This is a genomic window from Paenibacillus taihuensis, assembly GCF_003386535.1.
Classification (GTDB): domain Bacteria; phylum Bacillota; class Bacilli; order Paenibacillales; family Paenibacillaceae; genus Paenibacillus_Z; species Paenibacillus_Z taihuensis.
In genome coordinates this window covers 115,902-130,888 of the sequence record NZ_QTTN01000012.1, presented here as the reverse complement: position 1 = coordinate 130,888, position 14,987 = coordinate 115,902, and the positions used below count along the sequence as shown (strand labels likewise).

The following is a 14,987-nucleotide window of genomic DNA, read 5'->3' as shown; positions in this document are numbered from 1 at the left end:
TCGGGGGTTTCGGGGGTTGCGAGGTGCACAAGGTGCATGGGTCCTAAGCTCTTCGAACAAGCAAAACAAGAAAAGCGGCGCAGAACCCATTCTACGCCGCTTACCAACTTATTAACCTTTTACAGCTCCGGCAACCATACCTTTGATGATGTACTTTTGCAGTACCAGGAACACCGCAATCGGCGGAATCGACGTGTAGACGACAGCCGTAAGCGCGTATTGCCACTCGCTCTTGTACTGGCCGAAGAACTTGTACGATGCGAGCTGAAGCGTCGATTGCTTGCCGTTCAGCATAAGCAGCGGCAGCAGGAAGTCGTTCCAGATCCACATCACGTTCAAGATAATAACGGTGCTGATCACGGGCAACATAACAGGGAAAACGATACGAACGAAGACGCCGTAACGGGATGCGCCATCGATTGCGCCGCTCTCTTCCAGCTCCATTGGCAGCGACTTCACGAAGCCGTGGAACATGAATACGGCAAGCGGAGCGCCCAGCCCCCAGTAGATAACACCCAGACCACCGAGAGAGTTGATCAAGTGGAATGTTTTTGCGAGCTTCGTCAGTGTAATCATGAACGATTGGAACGGAATCATCATCGGCATGATACAGAGGAAGAACAGGAAACCGCTCAGCTTCGTCTTGGTACGGGAAAGCTTATAGCCTGCCATCGAACCGAATACCACGATACCAGCAACGCCCGCAAGCGTAAGGAAGAATGTGTTCACGAACAGCTTCGGATAGCCCATCAGCGTCCACACTTGTTTGTAGTTGTCCAGCATGAGCGACTTCGGCAAGGCCAAAATATTGGTCAATACTTGGTCATACGTCTTAAACGAGTTGAACACGACGAGGAACAGCGGATATAGGAACAATAAGGCAAGGATCGCAATGACGATCTCTAGGATGACATCGAATCTTCTCTGGTTGCGATGCGTCACGCTTCCACCTCCTTGCTTTTTGTAAAGCGCACTTGAATGACGGTAATGACCAGGATAAGCACGACGAACACGAGCGACTTCGCCGTAGCGTAGCCAAACCGGTTGTTGACGAATGCTTCGTTGTAGATATCCATCGTAATACTGTTCGTTGCGCCGCCCGGGCCGCCGAACGTCAATGTGTAGATGATATCGAACACCTTGAGCGAGTTCGCAATCGAGAGGAACAATGCCACTGTGATCGAAGGCATGAGCAAAGGCAGCGTAATCCGGAAGAACCGGTTCAAGCCAACACAACCGTCAATCGAAGCTGCTTCGAGCAAGTCTCCAGGAACGGACTGCAAGCCCGTGATGTAGATCATCATGTAGAAGCCGACCGACTGCCAAATCCCGACGAACAGAATCGACCAGAACGCCAGATGCGCGTTGCCCAGCCAGCTCCACTGGAAGATGCTCCAGCCGGTTTGTGCGTACAGCACGTCAAAGCCCTTCGTGAACATAAACTTCCACACAAAACCGATAATGATCAAGCTGATAATATAAGGAACGAAGAACGAAACCCGGTATAGACCGCGGAGTTTAAAAGCTTTTGTCATAAGGACAGCCAGCAAAATCGCGATTACGTTCGTAAGAACGACAGCCAGCAATGTGTATTCAAGCGTAAAGATAAGTGCCTTTAGCGCGTTAGTGTCTGAAGTCAGCAATTCTCTAAAGTTCTTGAGGCCGATGAATTTAATATGTTTGCCTACGCCATTCCATTTGGTCATGGAATAGTACATGGACATTACGAAAGGCACGATCGCCGAGAGCAAAATACAAACGACTGCCGGCAATACAAATACGCCAAACTCTACTCTGCTTCCCCATCTGTTGCGCGTAAACATTGAAGTCACTCCACTCGAATGCTGTAATGAACAGCAGGCCGGAACGCTTGTTTCCGGCCGCACTGTCAAACTTGATGCTCTATTTATTCTGCGGCTTCCGCCAGCGTCTTGTACGTCTTATTCATCTCTGCTTCAGCTTCATCGGCACTTGCGCCGCCTGCGATGTACTTCTGCAGGATTTCGCCGGCTTTTTGCTCGAAGCCGTCTGGCCAGTAGCCTTTAACCCAAGGGTAAGTTACGCCGCCTTCCAAGAAGGTTTGCGTTTCTTTGGACAGCTGAGCATCCGGGAACGGAGCGCTTGCGACTGTCGAGATTTGCTTCGTGCCGACAGGGATGAACGACTTGCCCGCATCGGACGTTGTCATCCACTCGAGGAATTTCAGAACTTCTTTCAGGTGGTCGGAATCTTTGTTGACGCGCCATACGATGTTCGAGTCAACCATAAGGCCCGCTTTCGACGCATCGTCGCCTACAGGACCTGGCATGAAGCCCATGTCAATGTTCGGGTTCAGCTTGCGTACGGAATCTTCAACCCAAGTACCTTGGTGCATCATCGCTGCTTTGCCTTCTGCGAACAGCGCAACCTGCGAGTTCAAGTCGGTTTCAAGCGGCTTCGGATTGCCGTATTTCGTCGTCAGATCGATCAGCTTGAACACGTTCGAAGCTTCCGGGATGTCGAACAGCTTCTTGTCGCCGCTGTTCAGCTCGTCAAACGTCTTCGCGTAGTCGCCGCCCATGGACGCCAATACTTGCGTGAACGTCTGCTCCAGTACCCACCACTCTTTGTAGCCGTTGGAGAATGGGATGACGCCTTTCGCTTGAAGCTTCTTCGCTGCATCTTCGAGCTCTGCAAACGTCTTCGGAAGCTCAGTGATGCCAGCATCTGCGAACAGTTTCTTGTTGTAGATGAACGAGTGCGATTGCAGTACGAGCGGGAAGCCCAGTACTTTACCGTCCAACGTTACGCCTGGAAGCGCGGTTGGAACGATATTTTTCATGAAAGGCTCGTCCTTCAGATCGTAGACATAATCTTGATAAGTCTTGTTCTCGTTATAGGCACCTGTCATAAAAATATCAGGGATATCGCCAGAGTTAATGCGGGATTTCAGCAAAGTTGGGTAGTCATCCTGGTGAATCGTCGCTGTAATCGTAACGTTCGGATGCTCCTTCTTGTAGTCCGCCGCCAGCTTGTTGATCGATTCCGTCATCTCCGGTGCGTACTGGAGAATCGTGATTTCTACCGGCTCTGTGCTTGCGCTGTCGTTCGCGCCAGAGTTAGCGTTCGTACTCGTATTCGAGCCTGCATTCGCCTCGTTGCTGTTATTCGAATTGCTGCCGCATGCCGTCAGAAGTGCTGGCACAAGTGCTGCAGTCGCTGCTACTGTCATCCATTTCTTAGCTGCCATGAATCGTAAGCCCCCCCTGTTTGTTTACCGCTTACATACTGTGTAATGCCTTATTGCTTCTCTATTTTCGTCTGAAATGGCTTTCATCACAATGTAAAAAACAAGCGCCTTATGGGTAAAAAAATGACGAGTGGATTAGCTCCACCCGCCATTAGGATTCCATCTTTCCCCTAAACTCTTGCGGGGTCAGACCGGTATATTTCTTAAACGCCTTGCTAAAATAGTTCTGATCGCGGAAGCCGACCCGCTCGCTGACCGTCTGGATCTTCAGCGATTTGTCGCTCAGCCACTCCTTCGCTTTGCTCATCCGAATCTGCAGCTGGTACTCATGAATGCCGATATCGTACTTCTGCTTGAACAGCCTCGCCAAGTGCTCCTTGCTCATATGATACCGCTCGGCGAAGAACGAAACCGGCAGCTCGTCGTCGTAATGCAGCTCGATATGCGCCTTGATCTTCTCCGCTATCGACGCATTATCGCCGGAACGGCCCGCTTCAGCCAGCACGGAGAAGAACGGCTCGAAGTAATCGAGCACCGCCTCCTTGAACGCGGCAAACTCATATACGCGTCGGCGAAGCGTGCGGTCAAACAGCGCGATGCTGTCCGCGGTTTCCTGCTCATCCGACTTGAACTGGGCGAGCAGCGACTTCGCGAACATCCGCAGCTCCGCTTCGATCGCCAGCATGTCGCTCATGGTGACAACGCCTGTCGATTCCAGCTCCTGCAGCCATTTGCGCAGCTCCTGCATGGCCTGGCGCTCACTGCCAGATTCGATGGGCTGAATGAACAACCTTGAACGCTCCAATAGCGATCTACTGCGGTCGGTGTCAGATTCCTTCTGCGAAGAGGAAGAGGACAGCTTAACCGGGCGAAGATCAATCATGTTCAGGTCCATAAGTGTCCTTAGTGCCGCGTCGTAGGATTCGCCAAGGCTCTCGATCGATGCGGTCGGGCCTTCGGCAGCAACGAGCTTAACGTCGAAGACCGAAGTCAGCTGAGCGGAGAGTTCATGGACTTGAATGCTCAACGAATCGGCTTGTCCGGACAGCTTGATGACCGCCACAATCTCCGATTCATCGCGGTTGTTCTTGAAGCTGAACGTCTTCCCGAATCGGTCAAGCAGCTCGTCCACCGCATTGGTAAGCGCATAATAGAAAGCATGGGAATCGTTCTTGAAACGCTGCTCGATCACATCCCGTGCATTAAGAAGCTTGAAGACGACGACGCGGCACAATGAAGACAGCTCTTCCGTATCAAGCACAGCCCGCAGCTCGACGATGTGGTGGAATCGTCCGCTCTTGTCGATGATGGAGGAATAGATTTTCTCCTTCACAAGCGGCGCGGACAGATTGCGATAAATCCGCGAACGGCTCTCGCTAAGCACGCGCTCCCGGCGCTCCGCAATAATCGCAATCGCGCGGCCAATCGCGGTATTCAGGTCTGCCTTGCGAATCGGCTTGAGCAAATAATCGACCGAGCCTGCCTGCATGGCGCTGCGCGCATAAGCGAAGTCATCAAACCCGCTGATGACGATATAACAAGCTTCCTGATGCAGGATTCGCGCCTTATTGAGAAATTCGTCTCCGCTCATCAGCGGCATTTTCATATCGACAAAGACAAGATCCGGCTCCTCTGTCTCCAGCAGTTCCAGCCCCTGCTTCCCATTGTCTGCTTCAGCAATAATCTCGATGCCGTATTGCTCCCATTCTCCAAGCGCCCTGATAGCCCGGCGTGCCGGCAGCTCGTCGTCAATGATGATAGCCTTGTACATACGGTCTCTCCTCTCTTAGCGGCAGCGTCACTATAACGGTCGTCCCTTCTCCATGCCTGCTATGAATGTGAAGCTCGGACTCCGGTCCGAACAACAGCTTAATTCTCGCATTTATATTATTTAAGCCAATGCCTTCGCGATACTCGAGCACCTGGCTGTCCAGCAGCGACCGAATCTCGATCAGCCGCTCCTCCGCAATGCCGGGGCCATTGTCGGATACGGTGATGATGAGGCTGCCTTCCGCAGCTTCTGCCTTCACCCGTACCTCCATCGTTCCCATCATCTGCTCAAGCCCGTGCTTGATCGTGTTCTCGACCAGAATTTGCACCGTCATCTTCGGAATCCAAGCTTCCATAACCGCTTCTTCCGCCTCAACTTGCAACCGCAGTCTCTCACCGAAACGCGCTTGCTGCAGCAGCATGTAATTGCCGACGTGAGCAAGCTCCTCTTTCACCCGAACCGTCTCCGCTTCCTTGATCGCATAACGGAGCGAAGATGCCAGCGCGTCGACCATCTCCTGAATGTTCTCTTGCCCGCTAATGATCGCCTCGGTCGAGATCGCCTGCAGCGAATTGTATAGAAAATGCGGATTAATCTGCGCCTCAAGCGCAATTAACCTTGCCGTTCTCTCATTGATCTGCATCTCGTAGCGTTCACCAATCAACTCGTTTATTCTCACGATCATTTGGTTATATTTTCGCGACAGGTGCGCGATCTCGTCACTGCCTTCAATCTCGCTCTGCACCTCGAAATTGCCGTCTCCGAGCATCACAATTTGGCGAGACAGCTTCATGAGCCGGCTCGTGATCGCATTCGCCGCCACAACAATGACGAAGATGAGCAGCACGACGAACGCCGCGCCAGCAATCAGATTGATCCAGCCGGCATGCGAAGCTTCCTTGTTCAGCACGCTGTAAGGCGTCAGCGTCACCAGCTTCCAGCCGTTATTCAGGGACACATTATAAATCGCCAAGTACCGCTCCCCATCGATCGTCCAGGTCGAATGCTCGGTATCGGTTGCGTCGACAGGTATCGTTCGCAGCAGACTCTCCGTCTTCGCCTCCGCCAGCTTCGGTCCTTCAGCATAAAACAATTCGTTCTGTTCGTTATAGATCCCGATATATTCACCGGACTTGCCTGTCATATCCTGCAAAATCCGTTTAATCTCGTTCAGGTTATAGGAGATTGACACCGCAGCAAGCGGCTTCTTATCCGCGATATTGATCAGAATGCGATGAAAAACGAGAAAGTGTCCGCTCCCATCTGAGCCATAGCCTGACTCAATGCTGCGGAAACGCCGGCTTTGCGCCGCTTCCCGGTACCAACGCTGCGCCTCCGGCTCGTTCGTCGCTTCCTGCTTCAGGTTCACGAATGCCTTCGACATGGTATATTGCATGCCGGTCATCGGCGTATAGATCGACACGGCTTCGATATCGTCACTGGAGTAATATAAGTTCTTCAGTTGATTCTGGATATAGCTCTGGCTGCCATACTCCTTCGATATAATGGCGTCCATAAACTGCGCGTCTTTGCGCAGCGAGATTGACAGCTCATCAATCCGGCCCAAATACCCGTCCAGATTCTGATTGACCAGCTTCAAAATTTTCACGTTGCTTTCGATAAAATTATCCCGGTTCATGCCAGCGGACTGCAAATAGGACAAGTACGTCAGCAAAATAACGATGCACGCCCCGATTGCCGAGAACAGCGTAATGAGCTGGTTGCGCAGCTTGCTCGATATGTATCCATTTAGTCGTTGCCACAGCCTCTCAATCACAGCAGATCCTCCACCCGGCAGAATAGTCTTATTATAGCGCGACGACAGGATTATACAAACGATAGCAGAATGTCGATAGACAAAAGAGGGCTGCTGCCGCTCGAGGAACGTGCACTTCATGCACCTATTCCGCGAGCAGCCACAGCCCCCAATCCAGAAGTACTATAGTTACAGCTATAAATACTTTTATAGTACTGTTATTACTCTGACAGCAACGTTATAGCTTCACCTGCTGTTCCACTTCCGCATCTCTGCTCAGCTTGAGCGACCGGCGATATTCCACGAGCCCGATCCGGCAGCCCGGTCCGATCGTCACTTCATTGCCGCGAACGACGTCAGCCGTCGTATGCTCCAGATAGATGCTCTCGCCCTCGATCAGCTCCGCCGACAGCTCCATCGGATGCTTGCCGGAGAACCACTGCTTCATGCCGCCCCATTTGCTCTTGCGAACGGTCACCCTGTTGCCGCCGATCTCCTTCGCCTTGCACGGTCCCCATGTGCGGATGTCGACAACTTTGCCGCTTAGCAGCCCATGAATATGGAAGCCGCCTCTTGCATCGAAGTCATCGGCTTCACATTCGCCGAGCACATCGAGCTGGCCCCGCAGCTTCATCGAACGGCAGCGAATGCGACCGGACACGCTCAGCTGGCCAAGCACATTCATATAGCCGCCCATCAAATCTCCAGACACTACCGTTTCCCCAATCTGCTGGTACTGCCCTGCTTTGAGCGAGCCGGAAACATTCAGCGTGCCCATGCTTTTGACCGATTCGCTCTCGATTGTACCAAGCACCTGGCCTTCGCCCATCACGCGGACGCTGTCGAACAGACCGCCGGACGTCGAGCCTGAGCCGGTAATCTTCACCTTCCTGCTAACGCCTGTCGCCATCGCTTATGCCCTCCTATCGCACGAGCTGCTCGCGCGAATGGACGACAGCGTCCGGGTGCACGATAAGCTCACTCTCATATTCAACGCGGTCGATCACGCAGCCCGCTCCAATCGATACGCGGCGGCCGCGAACGAGCGATGCGGTCGTCTCCCGCAGCTCGATCTCATCGCCTTCGATGAAATCTGCACGCAGCTGCGTTTGCCACGTAGCAGGCAGAATCGAATTCAACAGCCGCTTCAGCGTACCGCCGTGCGTGGTCTTCACCCGCAGCTCTCTGCACCGGATCGCCTCTGCGCGAAACGGCCCTTCCAGCCATACATGCATTTGATCCGCGCTCAGCACTCCATCCACAGCGAGCGCTCCCCGAACATCACAACGATTCGTGCGGCAGTCGCCATGCACTTTCATATAGCCGCTGCCCTCGAAGACGTCGCTCTGAACGGACCCATTTATCGTAATTTGCCCCTCCAGCTTCATCACTGCAGCCGCTACCGGGCCTTCCACCTTCAGCTTCCCGTTGCCCTCGAACCGTTCCTCTGCCCTAACGCTGCCTTTCACTGTAGCCAGCCCGTTCATCTTGAAGGAATAACAATCCAGGTCTCCTTCCACTGTGCTGACGCCATCCAGCTGGGCGCGGTGGAAGTCTCCGCCGCCAGTGCGTCCCATACCCGAAATTGCAAAATCCGGCCGATTCATTGTGTTCATCTCGTCATTCCTCCATTAGTGATTCATCTTACTCTCATTATGGATGGAATGCCGCTTCGCAGACAGCGGCGCAGGATTGAACTTGCGCTACGTCCGAAGACCGACCTTATCGACATTACTGCGCGCAATCGATTTGAACGCAAAAAAAAACAGAGCCCATTTCGGCCCTGCTGTCGTATTAAGCCTATTCAAAAATCAATAAGACCAACGCTGATCTGCAGCGCCTCGTCTACTTTGCGCATCGTTTCATCGTCGAGGTGTGTGATCTTGTCGGTAAGACGCTGTTTATCAATCGTGCGAATCTGTTCGAGAAGAAGGACGGAATCACGGTCAAACCCATGAAGCGCCGCATCAATCTCTACATGCGTCGGCAGCTTCGCCTTCTGTATTTGAGCTGTAATCGCAGCTACAATGACGGTCGGACTGAAGCGATTGCCAATATCATTTTGAATAACCAGAACAGGACGCACTCCTCCCTGTTCAGAACCGACAACAGGTGACAAGTCAGCAAAAAACACATCGCCGCGTTTAACGATCAAGCTTTACACCCCGCTTACGAGTCGGCCGAGCGTATCGCCGGCATCTTCCTCCGCTTGAAAAGCTTCCGACGCCATCACTAAGTTGATTTTCGCCATTTCCAAATAACCGCGCTGCATCGAATCGCGAATCTGGCGTTTCTTTCGTTCAATTAAATACAACTTCATTGCCTGACGAATAAATTCGCTCCGGTTCGAGTTTTCTTTGGCGACGATTCCGTCGACTTCCTCCAGCAAATGATCCGGTAAGCTGATCATAATCCTTTTGGTGTTTTGCACATTGGCCACCGAACTCGCACCTCCAAAACATTTCCAACAAAAAACAGTAACAGTATGTCATTGTTTGGGCCGTATTATACACCCTCATATGTATGCGAGCGATATATCAAGTATGCTGCATACCGGTATTACGGAAAGACCTTCATTTAAAGACAAACTGCCTCTATAACATTATTCGCGGTTAGATGATAAAATCCTCTAAAACCAGTGCAAATCCTTCACAGGTAATTAATTCCTGAACCTACAATAGCGGATTCGTTACCGCCGTTACACTGCCGCCGCGCATGTAAACACGAGGCACGCGGTTTGCAAGCGCGCACGTAATTTCATAATTAATCGTACCCAGCTGATCTGCAACTTCTTCTGTCGTTATTGCTGCATCGCCTTGACGGCCGATAACGACAACTTCCTCGCCTACTTCGACCGGTTTGTTCCCGGCTGCTGCCGCTGCATCAAGCCCAATCATGCATTGGTCCATACAGATCGTGCCGCGCACCGGAACCCGCTGTCCGCGCACCAGCACTTCTGCTTTGCCAGTCAACATCCGGTTAAAGCCGTCGGCGTAACCGATCGGGATCGTTCCTATGGCTTCGGTGCCTTGTGTGAAATATCGCGTTCCATAGCTGATTCCCCAGCCTGGCGGCACATCCTTCACCATCACCACTGCGGTCTTCAAGGTGAGCACCGGCTCAAGCGCGATCCGCGTCTTGTTCACTTCAGCGGATGGATATAAACCGTACATGCTGATGCCGAGGCGCAGCATGCCGTAGCCCATCTCCGGTGTATCAATGCCTGCTGCACTATTTGCAGCGTGGATGATCGGAATTTCCAACCCAGCTGCCTTCAGCTCTTTCACCACTTTGGTGAAGCGTTCGTATTGCAGTTCCGTATAGCTCTTGTCCGTCTCATCTGCCCGCGCATAATGCGTGAAGAGCCCTTCGACAAACAAATTCGGCTCCTGCACGGCACGCTGAACGAAAGGCAATGCTTCGTCGCCAGCCAATATGCCAAGACGACCCATGCCGGTGTCGATCTTCACATGCACCGTCAGTTTCTTATCGCTAGGCGGAAGTGCAGCCGCCGCTTCAATAATGGCATCGCTGAACAGGGCAATCGAGATATTCGCTTCACGTGCGGCAGCAAGCCCTTCCGGCGGAACATACCCGAGCACCAGAATGCTCGACTTAATGCCAGCCTGCCGAAGCTGAAGCGCTTCGTCCAGAAAAGCAACACTGAGATAATCTACGCCGCAGCGTTCTGCTTCACGTGCGACCTCTATTGCGCCATGACCGTAAGCATTCGCTTTCACGGCTGCGAGGATTCGCATGCCTTTCGGGATTGCTTCACGAAAGGACTTTAAGTTATGCGCAAGCGCATCTAATGAAATCTCTGCCCGCGTTGGGCGATAGTAAGCACCAAAGTTCAACTTGGTCCACCTTCATTTCCAAAAAGTAAACGCCTACCGCATTGGGCAGGCGTTTATTTTTAAACCCGTAGACCTAATGTTAAACGCTTAGGCTTCCGGCTGTCAATAAAATCGCGGGTATTTCAGGTCAAACAAGTGCTGGAAATTGTTTATCGCACCGGCATTATTTTGACATCTCGCCTTGCACCGATTGTGCGATTTGGTACATTTCGTTCTGAGGCAGGTCGCCGCTTGTAAGACGGAACTCTGTACCGTTATACGTCCAAGTCAGCGTCTTCTGCTCATCTTCCGCGCCTGTGAGGACGCCGACTGTAAAGCCGAGATCCACCAGCTCGCCCTTCGTTTGAGATACCGCTACATCCTTCGGCTGCGTCTCGATTAATGTATATTCGTAATCGCCTGCGTAACGGATGACGATGCCTGCGTTGCCGCCGAACACGATGTCTTGCTGATCCTTCTCGGACACGCCATCCGGCAAGTAGGAAGGCTCGAGCGCTACGAAGCTTTGGCTGCCGGCTGGCACCATCGTATCTTCCGCGTCTTCATTCGCATTGCTGCTGCTGTTATCGCTGCCGTTGTTGCTCGAATTGTCTACATCCGTGCTGGATGCGCTGTTGTCCGGATTGTTGCCGCTCGAATTGGCGTCACTGTTCGAATCCGCCTGCGCATTGTTCGAATTCGAATCCGAAGAATTGTTGTCCGGCGACGTTGCCGCTTGATCGGAATTGTTGTTGCTGCTTCCGTCATTCGCCGCACTGCTATTCTCGCTGTTATTGCTGCTGTTGCTGCTATTGCTGCTGTTGTTGCTGTCGTCCGGGGCAGCGATGGTAGGCTTGTCACCCTTGTCCCCCGCCGGTGTACCCATATTGGTCTGTGTATCGAATACGCTCTTCTCCAGCTTCGAACCGAATTGGAAGGAGTCGAATTTGACCTCAACCATAACGGCTGCGTTCGCGTCGCTCACTTGAACTTTGCTCGGCGCATAGTCGGATTTGTTCAGCCAAATCTTCTGCCGTGCGAGCGATCCGTTCTGATAGTTCGCCATAACGTCAAATACATACGCATCATTGTCTACCGCAAACTGGCGGGAGTTGTCCAGCAGAATGCTCTGCACCAGCGTTTGGTACAAGTAGACTTGTCCTTGATTAGCCGGCCAATCGCTTTGGAAACGGAACACTTTATTGAGGCGCGGCGTTAGAACGAATACGCCTTCATCGTTGCGAAGCACAATTTGCGTAATATCCTTCTTCGCGTTCGTAAGCGCAATGCGGTAATACTGCGGCTTCTGGAACGAAACGTCCACCTGATACTCCAGCGGCTGCTGGCCGGTATGCAGCGTCATGGTGCCCTTGCCGTGATAGCTTTCCAACCCGTTCAACGTTTTGTCCAAATCTTTGACAACCGATTCCGCGTCCTTAGTCCCGCAGCCTGCGAGCACCGCCGTGAGGCATAGCAAGATTACCGCGAGAAAACTGATTCGACGACGCATGAGATCAACCCCTCATTCCATTGAATTAAACGTACCCGGAGTTGTACGCATGCTGCAAAAAAGTTTGCAGCTCGTACGGGACATAAGCCGTTTACGCTTCAGATGTTCTATGTCTATGAGGGGACTTGGACAATTATGCAGACTAGCATGACAAGCTTATTGAACGAGAATGATTTAGATTTGGACTAATAACAAAATAATGGAAGATAGCCCCAAACAAGTGCTAAGCAGCATGAGAACCATCAGCACCTGCTTCGTATTAAGCCCCGCGCGAAGCAACCGGTAATGGGCTTGAGTGGCATCCGCTTGATACATCGGCTTCCCCTCCATGAATCGCTTCACAACGACGAACAAATTATCAAAGATCGGCACGCCAAGCGCCAATATCGGGATAAACAACGAGAGCACCGTCGCCTGCTTGAACGCCCCGTCCAGCGCAATCACTGCAAGCAGGAAGCCTAAGAAGGTTGCACCGGCATCTCCCATGAATACTTTCGCAGGCGGCTTATTGTAACGTAAATAGGCGATCGTAACGCCCAGTAGAATAATCGCCATCATGGCCGAGTTAGACTGTCCCATCGCGATTGCAACAATGAAGAGAGTTGTCGCCGAAATCGCCGACAGTCCTCCCGCCAGCCCGTCCAGACCATCCGAGAAGTTAATCACTGTCGTCACGCCAAAAATCCAGATGATCGTAAGCAGAAACTGCAGGACGACAGGCAGCATGATATAGTCGCCGGTAAACGGATTAATGAAGCCCGTAAACACGATACCGGATGCGTACACAAGAATAGCAGCCGATAGTTGAACGACCAGCTTCGGCAAGGCAGGGAAGTCTTTGCCCTTTGTTTTGTACCAATCATCGATGGTGCCAATGATGAGCAGCAGAACTCCGCCCGCGATCAGAGCGCCGGTCTCCCACGTAAATCCTCTCGTAACCGCAAGATATGTAATGAAGAATCCAATGAAGATCGCATAGCTGGCCGTAAGCGGAATCGGCTCTCGGTGAAGCTTCCGCTCCACATTCTTGCGGGGCTTGTCCACAAAGTCGAACTTGAACGCGAGCTTGCTGAAAGGCGGAATAAGCAGATACACGATTAGAAAGGAAGCTAGAAATGCAATGAAATAAATAATGATCTCACCACCATCGTTTATTTGGGTCACATCCTATATTCAACCTTATTAAACGACTTCTATTCGCAGGATGTTGCATGAAGTGCCAAAAAGTTACAAAAAAATCTGCTTTTGCAAATGTACGCGGCTTTCATCCCCATTTACAAAATTTCCATTTATTTCACATCCGTAGTTAATATAACGCTCTTATTCTAGTAGAAAGTTACGCATTTACACCGACGCTTTAAAGGGGAGAGTTGAAGAGATGATGAAGAAGTCCCGCTTGTCCACATGGGCTGCAGTCGCAGGCATCGTATCCGTTGCTGTACTGAGCTCGCAAATCGTAGAAGCCGCTGATACAGCGCTCAAAGCGATCGCAGTCAAAGTAAATCTATTTGCAGGAGACAACGAAGTGGCACTCGATAAGGACGCCGTTACAATCGACGGCAGCCTGTATGTGCCGGTTAGAGCGATGGGTGAAGCCCTCGGCCAACATGTAGCATGGGATAACGCGAGCAAGAAAGTTACAATCCGCGAGTATCCTTTTGTAGAAGGCAAGTATACGTGGACGAACGCGCCAGACCTCGGCCTCGGATTGAAAGAAGGCGGCTTCTCGGGACTTCTTCACATGCCTGGCGATCCGGACGACGTGTTCTACACGCTGGCTGACCGCGGTCCAAACGGACAAATCACGATTGATAAGACCGTAAATCGTACCTTCCCGGTACAGGATTATGTGCCGCGTTTCTATAAAATCAGGCTTGAGGATGGTAAAGTGACCATTCTGGAGACGACAAAGCTGCTGCTTCCTGAAGGCACGAAAGGCGCTGTCTCCGGCAACCGCAACACGACAGGCCTCAGCAACATCGCAAGCGACGAGAAGTCTTACGACAATACGGGCACGAAGCTGCTGACGCTTGACCCGGACGGACTTGATCTCGAAGGCATCGCATACAGCCCATCTGACGATACGCTCTGGATGGCTGACGAGTACCGCCCTTCGCTCATTCAATTGAAGCGTGACGGCACAATCATCAGCCGCTACGTGCCGGTTGGCGACAAGGCGAAGCTTACGGGCGCGCAAATTCCAATCGTTGAAGCAATCCCGGCTATCTATTCGAAGCGTATCGTGAACCGCGGCTTCGAAGGCGTAACGATCAGCCCGGACGGCAAGTACCTGTACGCGTCGATCCAAAGCCCGATGGCTGTGCCTGACAAAGCGACAGGCGAAGCGTCCCGTAACCTGCGCATTCTGAAAATGGACCTCGCTACGAAGAAAATCATCGGCGAGTACGTATATGTTGCTGAAGATGCGAAGACGTTCATGAACGTATCGCAGAAGGACGTTGTTATCTCCGATCTGCATGCGCTGTCGACAGACGTGCTGCTCGTGGACGAGCGTGACAAGAACGAAGGCGCTGCCGCGCAAATCAAGCGCGTGTACAAGATCGACCTGTCCAAAGCGACGAATATCTTGAACAACGCCGATGTTAGCGGCAATGCCGAAGGACTTAGCGGCGAGAACCTGAAATCGGCTGGTGTTGCAACAGCGCCAAAATCGTTGATCCTCGACCTGACGAAGCTCGGCTATCCGTGGGAGAAGTTCGAAGGCCTGACAGTGCTGAACAAGAACACGATCCTTGTTGCGAACGACAATGACTTCGGCGTAGGCGAATACGACGCAAACGGCGTTCTGAAGGTAACGGATAAGCAGACGCAAGTGTGGGAGATCAAAGTAAAAAATTTGTGGTAATAAGCGAGTTGTGTGCGGG

13 protein-coding genes are annotated in these 14,987 nt (G+C 52.1%); 1 reads left to right on the top strand and 12 read right to left on the bottom strand.

What is annotated here, in order from left to right:
* Window positions 1–111: 111 nt before the first annotated feature.
* The 12 genes from A8990_RS12440 to A8990_RS12385 form a co-directional block, all read right to left on the bottom strand.
* The gene (locus tag A8990_RS12440; protein WP_116189350.1) at window positions 112–942 is read right to left on the bottom strand and encodes a carbohydrate ABC transporter permease; all 831 of its coding nucleotides are present in this window, start codon (window positions 940–942) and stop codon (window positions 112–114) included.
* Window positions 939–1,823 (bottom strand): carbohydrate ABC transporter permease, encoded by an 885-nt coding sequence (locus A8990_RS12435; protein WP_116189349.1) that lies wholly within the window; start codon window positions 1,821–1,823, stop codon window positions 939–941. The genes A8990_RS12440 and A8990_RS12435 overlap by 4 nt, the downstream gene beginning before the upstream one ends.
* A gap of 83 nt (window positions 1,824–1,906) precedes the next feature.
* The gene (locus A8990_RS12430) at window positions 1,907–3,229 is read right to left on the bottom strand and encodes an ABC transporter substrate-binding protein (RefSeq protein WP_116189348.1); all 1,323 of its coding nucleotides are present in this window, start codon (window positions 3,227–3,229) and stop codon (window positions 1,907–1,909) included.
* A gap of 151 nt (window positions 3,230–3,380) precedes the next feature.
* The gene (locus A8990_RS12425; protein ID WP_116189347.1) at window positions 3,381–5,000 is read right to left on the bottom strand and encodes a response regulator transcription factor; all 1,620 of its coding nucleotides are present in this window, start codon (window positions 4,998–5,000) and stop codon (window positions 3,381–3,383) included.
* Window positions 4,978–6,777 (bottom strand): sensor histidine kinase, encoded by a 1,800-nt coding sequence (locus A8990_RS12420; RefSeq protein WP_181909542.1) that lies wholly within the window; start codon window positions 6,775–6,777, stop codon window positions 4,978–4,980. The genes A8990_RS12425 and A8990_RS12420 overlap by 23 nt, the downstream gene beginning before the upstream one ends.
* Window positions 6,778–6,994: 217 nt before the next feature.
* Window positions 6,995–7,666: a hypothetical protein gene (locus A8990_RS12415; protein WP_116189345.1), complete on the bottom strand. Its 672-nt coding sequence runs from the start codon at window positions 7,664–7,666 to the stop codon at window positions 6,995–6,997.
* Between the two features lie 13 nt (window positions 7,667–7,679).
* On the bottom strand, window positions 7,680–8,372 hold the full coding sequence (locus A8990_RS12410) for a hypothetical protein (protein WP_116189344.1): 693 nt from the start codon (window positions 8,370–8,372) through the stop codon (window positions 7,680–7,682).
* Between the two features lie 188 nt (window positions 8,373–8,560).
* Entirely contained in the window at window positions 8,561–8,911 is a 351-nt protein-coding gene (locus A8990_RS12405) for a type II toxin-antitoxin system PemK/MazF family toxin (protein ID WP_090581240.1), read from the bottom strand.
* Window positions 8,912–8,914: 3 nt separating this feature from the next.
* Window positions 8,915–9,196 carry a CopG family ribbon-helix-helix protein gene (locus tag A8990_RS12400; protein WP_116189343.1) on the bottom strand — a complete coding sequence of 94 codons (282 nt, stop codon included), beginning with the start codon at window positions 9,194–9,196 and terminating at the stop codon, window positions 8,915–8,917.
* A 232-nt stretch (window positions 9,197–9,428) separates the two neighbouring features.
* Complete coding sequence (gene alr, locus A8990_RS12395) at window positions 9,429–10,613, bottom strand: alanine racemase (RefSeq protein WP_116189342.1); 1,185 nt, start codon at window positions 10,611–10,613, stop codon at window positions 9,429–9,431.
* Window positions 10,614–10,776: 163 nt separating this feature from the next.
* Window positions 10,777–12,102: an outer membrane lipoprotein-sorting protein gene (locus A8990_RS12390; RefSeq protein WP_116189341.1), complete on the bottom strand. Its 1,326-nt coding sequence runs from the start codon at window positions 12,100–12,102 to the stop codon at window positions 10,777–10,779.
* A 174-nt stretch (window positions 12,103–12,276) separates the two neighbouring features.
* Window positions 12,277–13,236: an MraY family glycosyltransferase gene (locus A8990_RS12385; protein ID WP_116189396.1), complete on the bottom strand. Its 960-nt coding sequence runs from the start codon at window positions 13,234–13,236 to the stop codon at window positions 12,277–12,279.
* Between the two features lie 244 nt (window positions 13,237–13,480).
* Between A8990_RS12385 and A8990_RS12380 the strand changes: the two genes are divergently transcribed.
* On the top strand, window positions 13,481–14,968 hold the full coding sequence (locus A8990_RS12380; RefSeq protein WP_245995984.1) for an esterase-like activity of phytase family protein: 1,488 nt from the start codon (window positions 13,481–13,483) through the stop codon (window positions 14,966–14,968).
* The last annotated feature ends 19 nt before the right edge of the window (window positions 14,969–14,987 follow it).

Coding starts and splice junctions, on each gene's coding strand:
- A8990_RS12435 (WP_116189349.1), bottom strand. CDS start 1,823: ATGTTTACGCGCAACAGATGGGGAAGCAGAGTAGAGTTTGGCGTATTT.
- A8990_RS12430 (WP_116189348.1), bottom strand. CDS start 3,229: ATGGCAGCTAAGAAATGGATGACAGTAGCAGCGACTGCAGCACTTGTG.
- A8990_RS12425 (WP_116189347.1), bottom strand. CDS start 5,000: ATGTACAAGGCTATCATCATTGACGACGAGCTGCCGGCACGCCGGGCT.
- A8990_RS12415 (WP_116189345.1), bottom strand. CDS start 7,666: ATGGCGACAGGCGTTAGCAGGAAGGTGAAGATTACCGGCTCAGGCTCG.
- A8990_RS12410 (WP_116189344.1), bottom strand. CDS start 8,372: ATGAACACAATGAATCGGCCGGATTTTGCAATTTCGGGTATGGGACGC.
- A8990_RS12390 (WP_116189341.1), bottom strand. CDS start 12,102: ATGCGTCGTCGAATCAGTTTTCTCGCGGTAATCTTGCTATGCCTCACG.
- A8990_RS12380 (WP_245995984.1), top strand. CDS start 13,481: ATGATGAAGAAGTCCCGCTTGTCCACATGGGCTGCAGTCGCAGGCATC.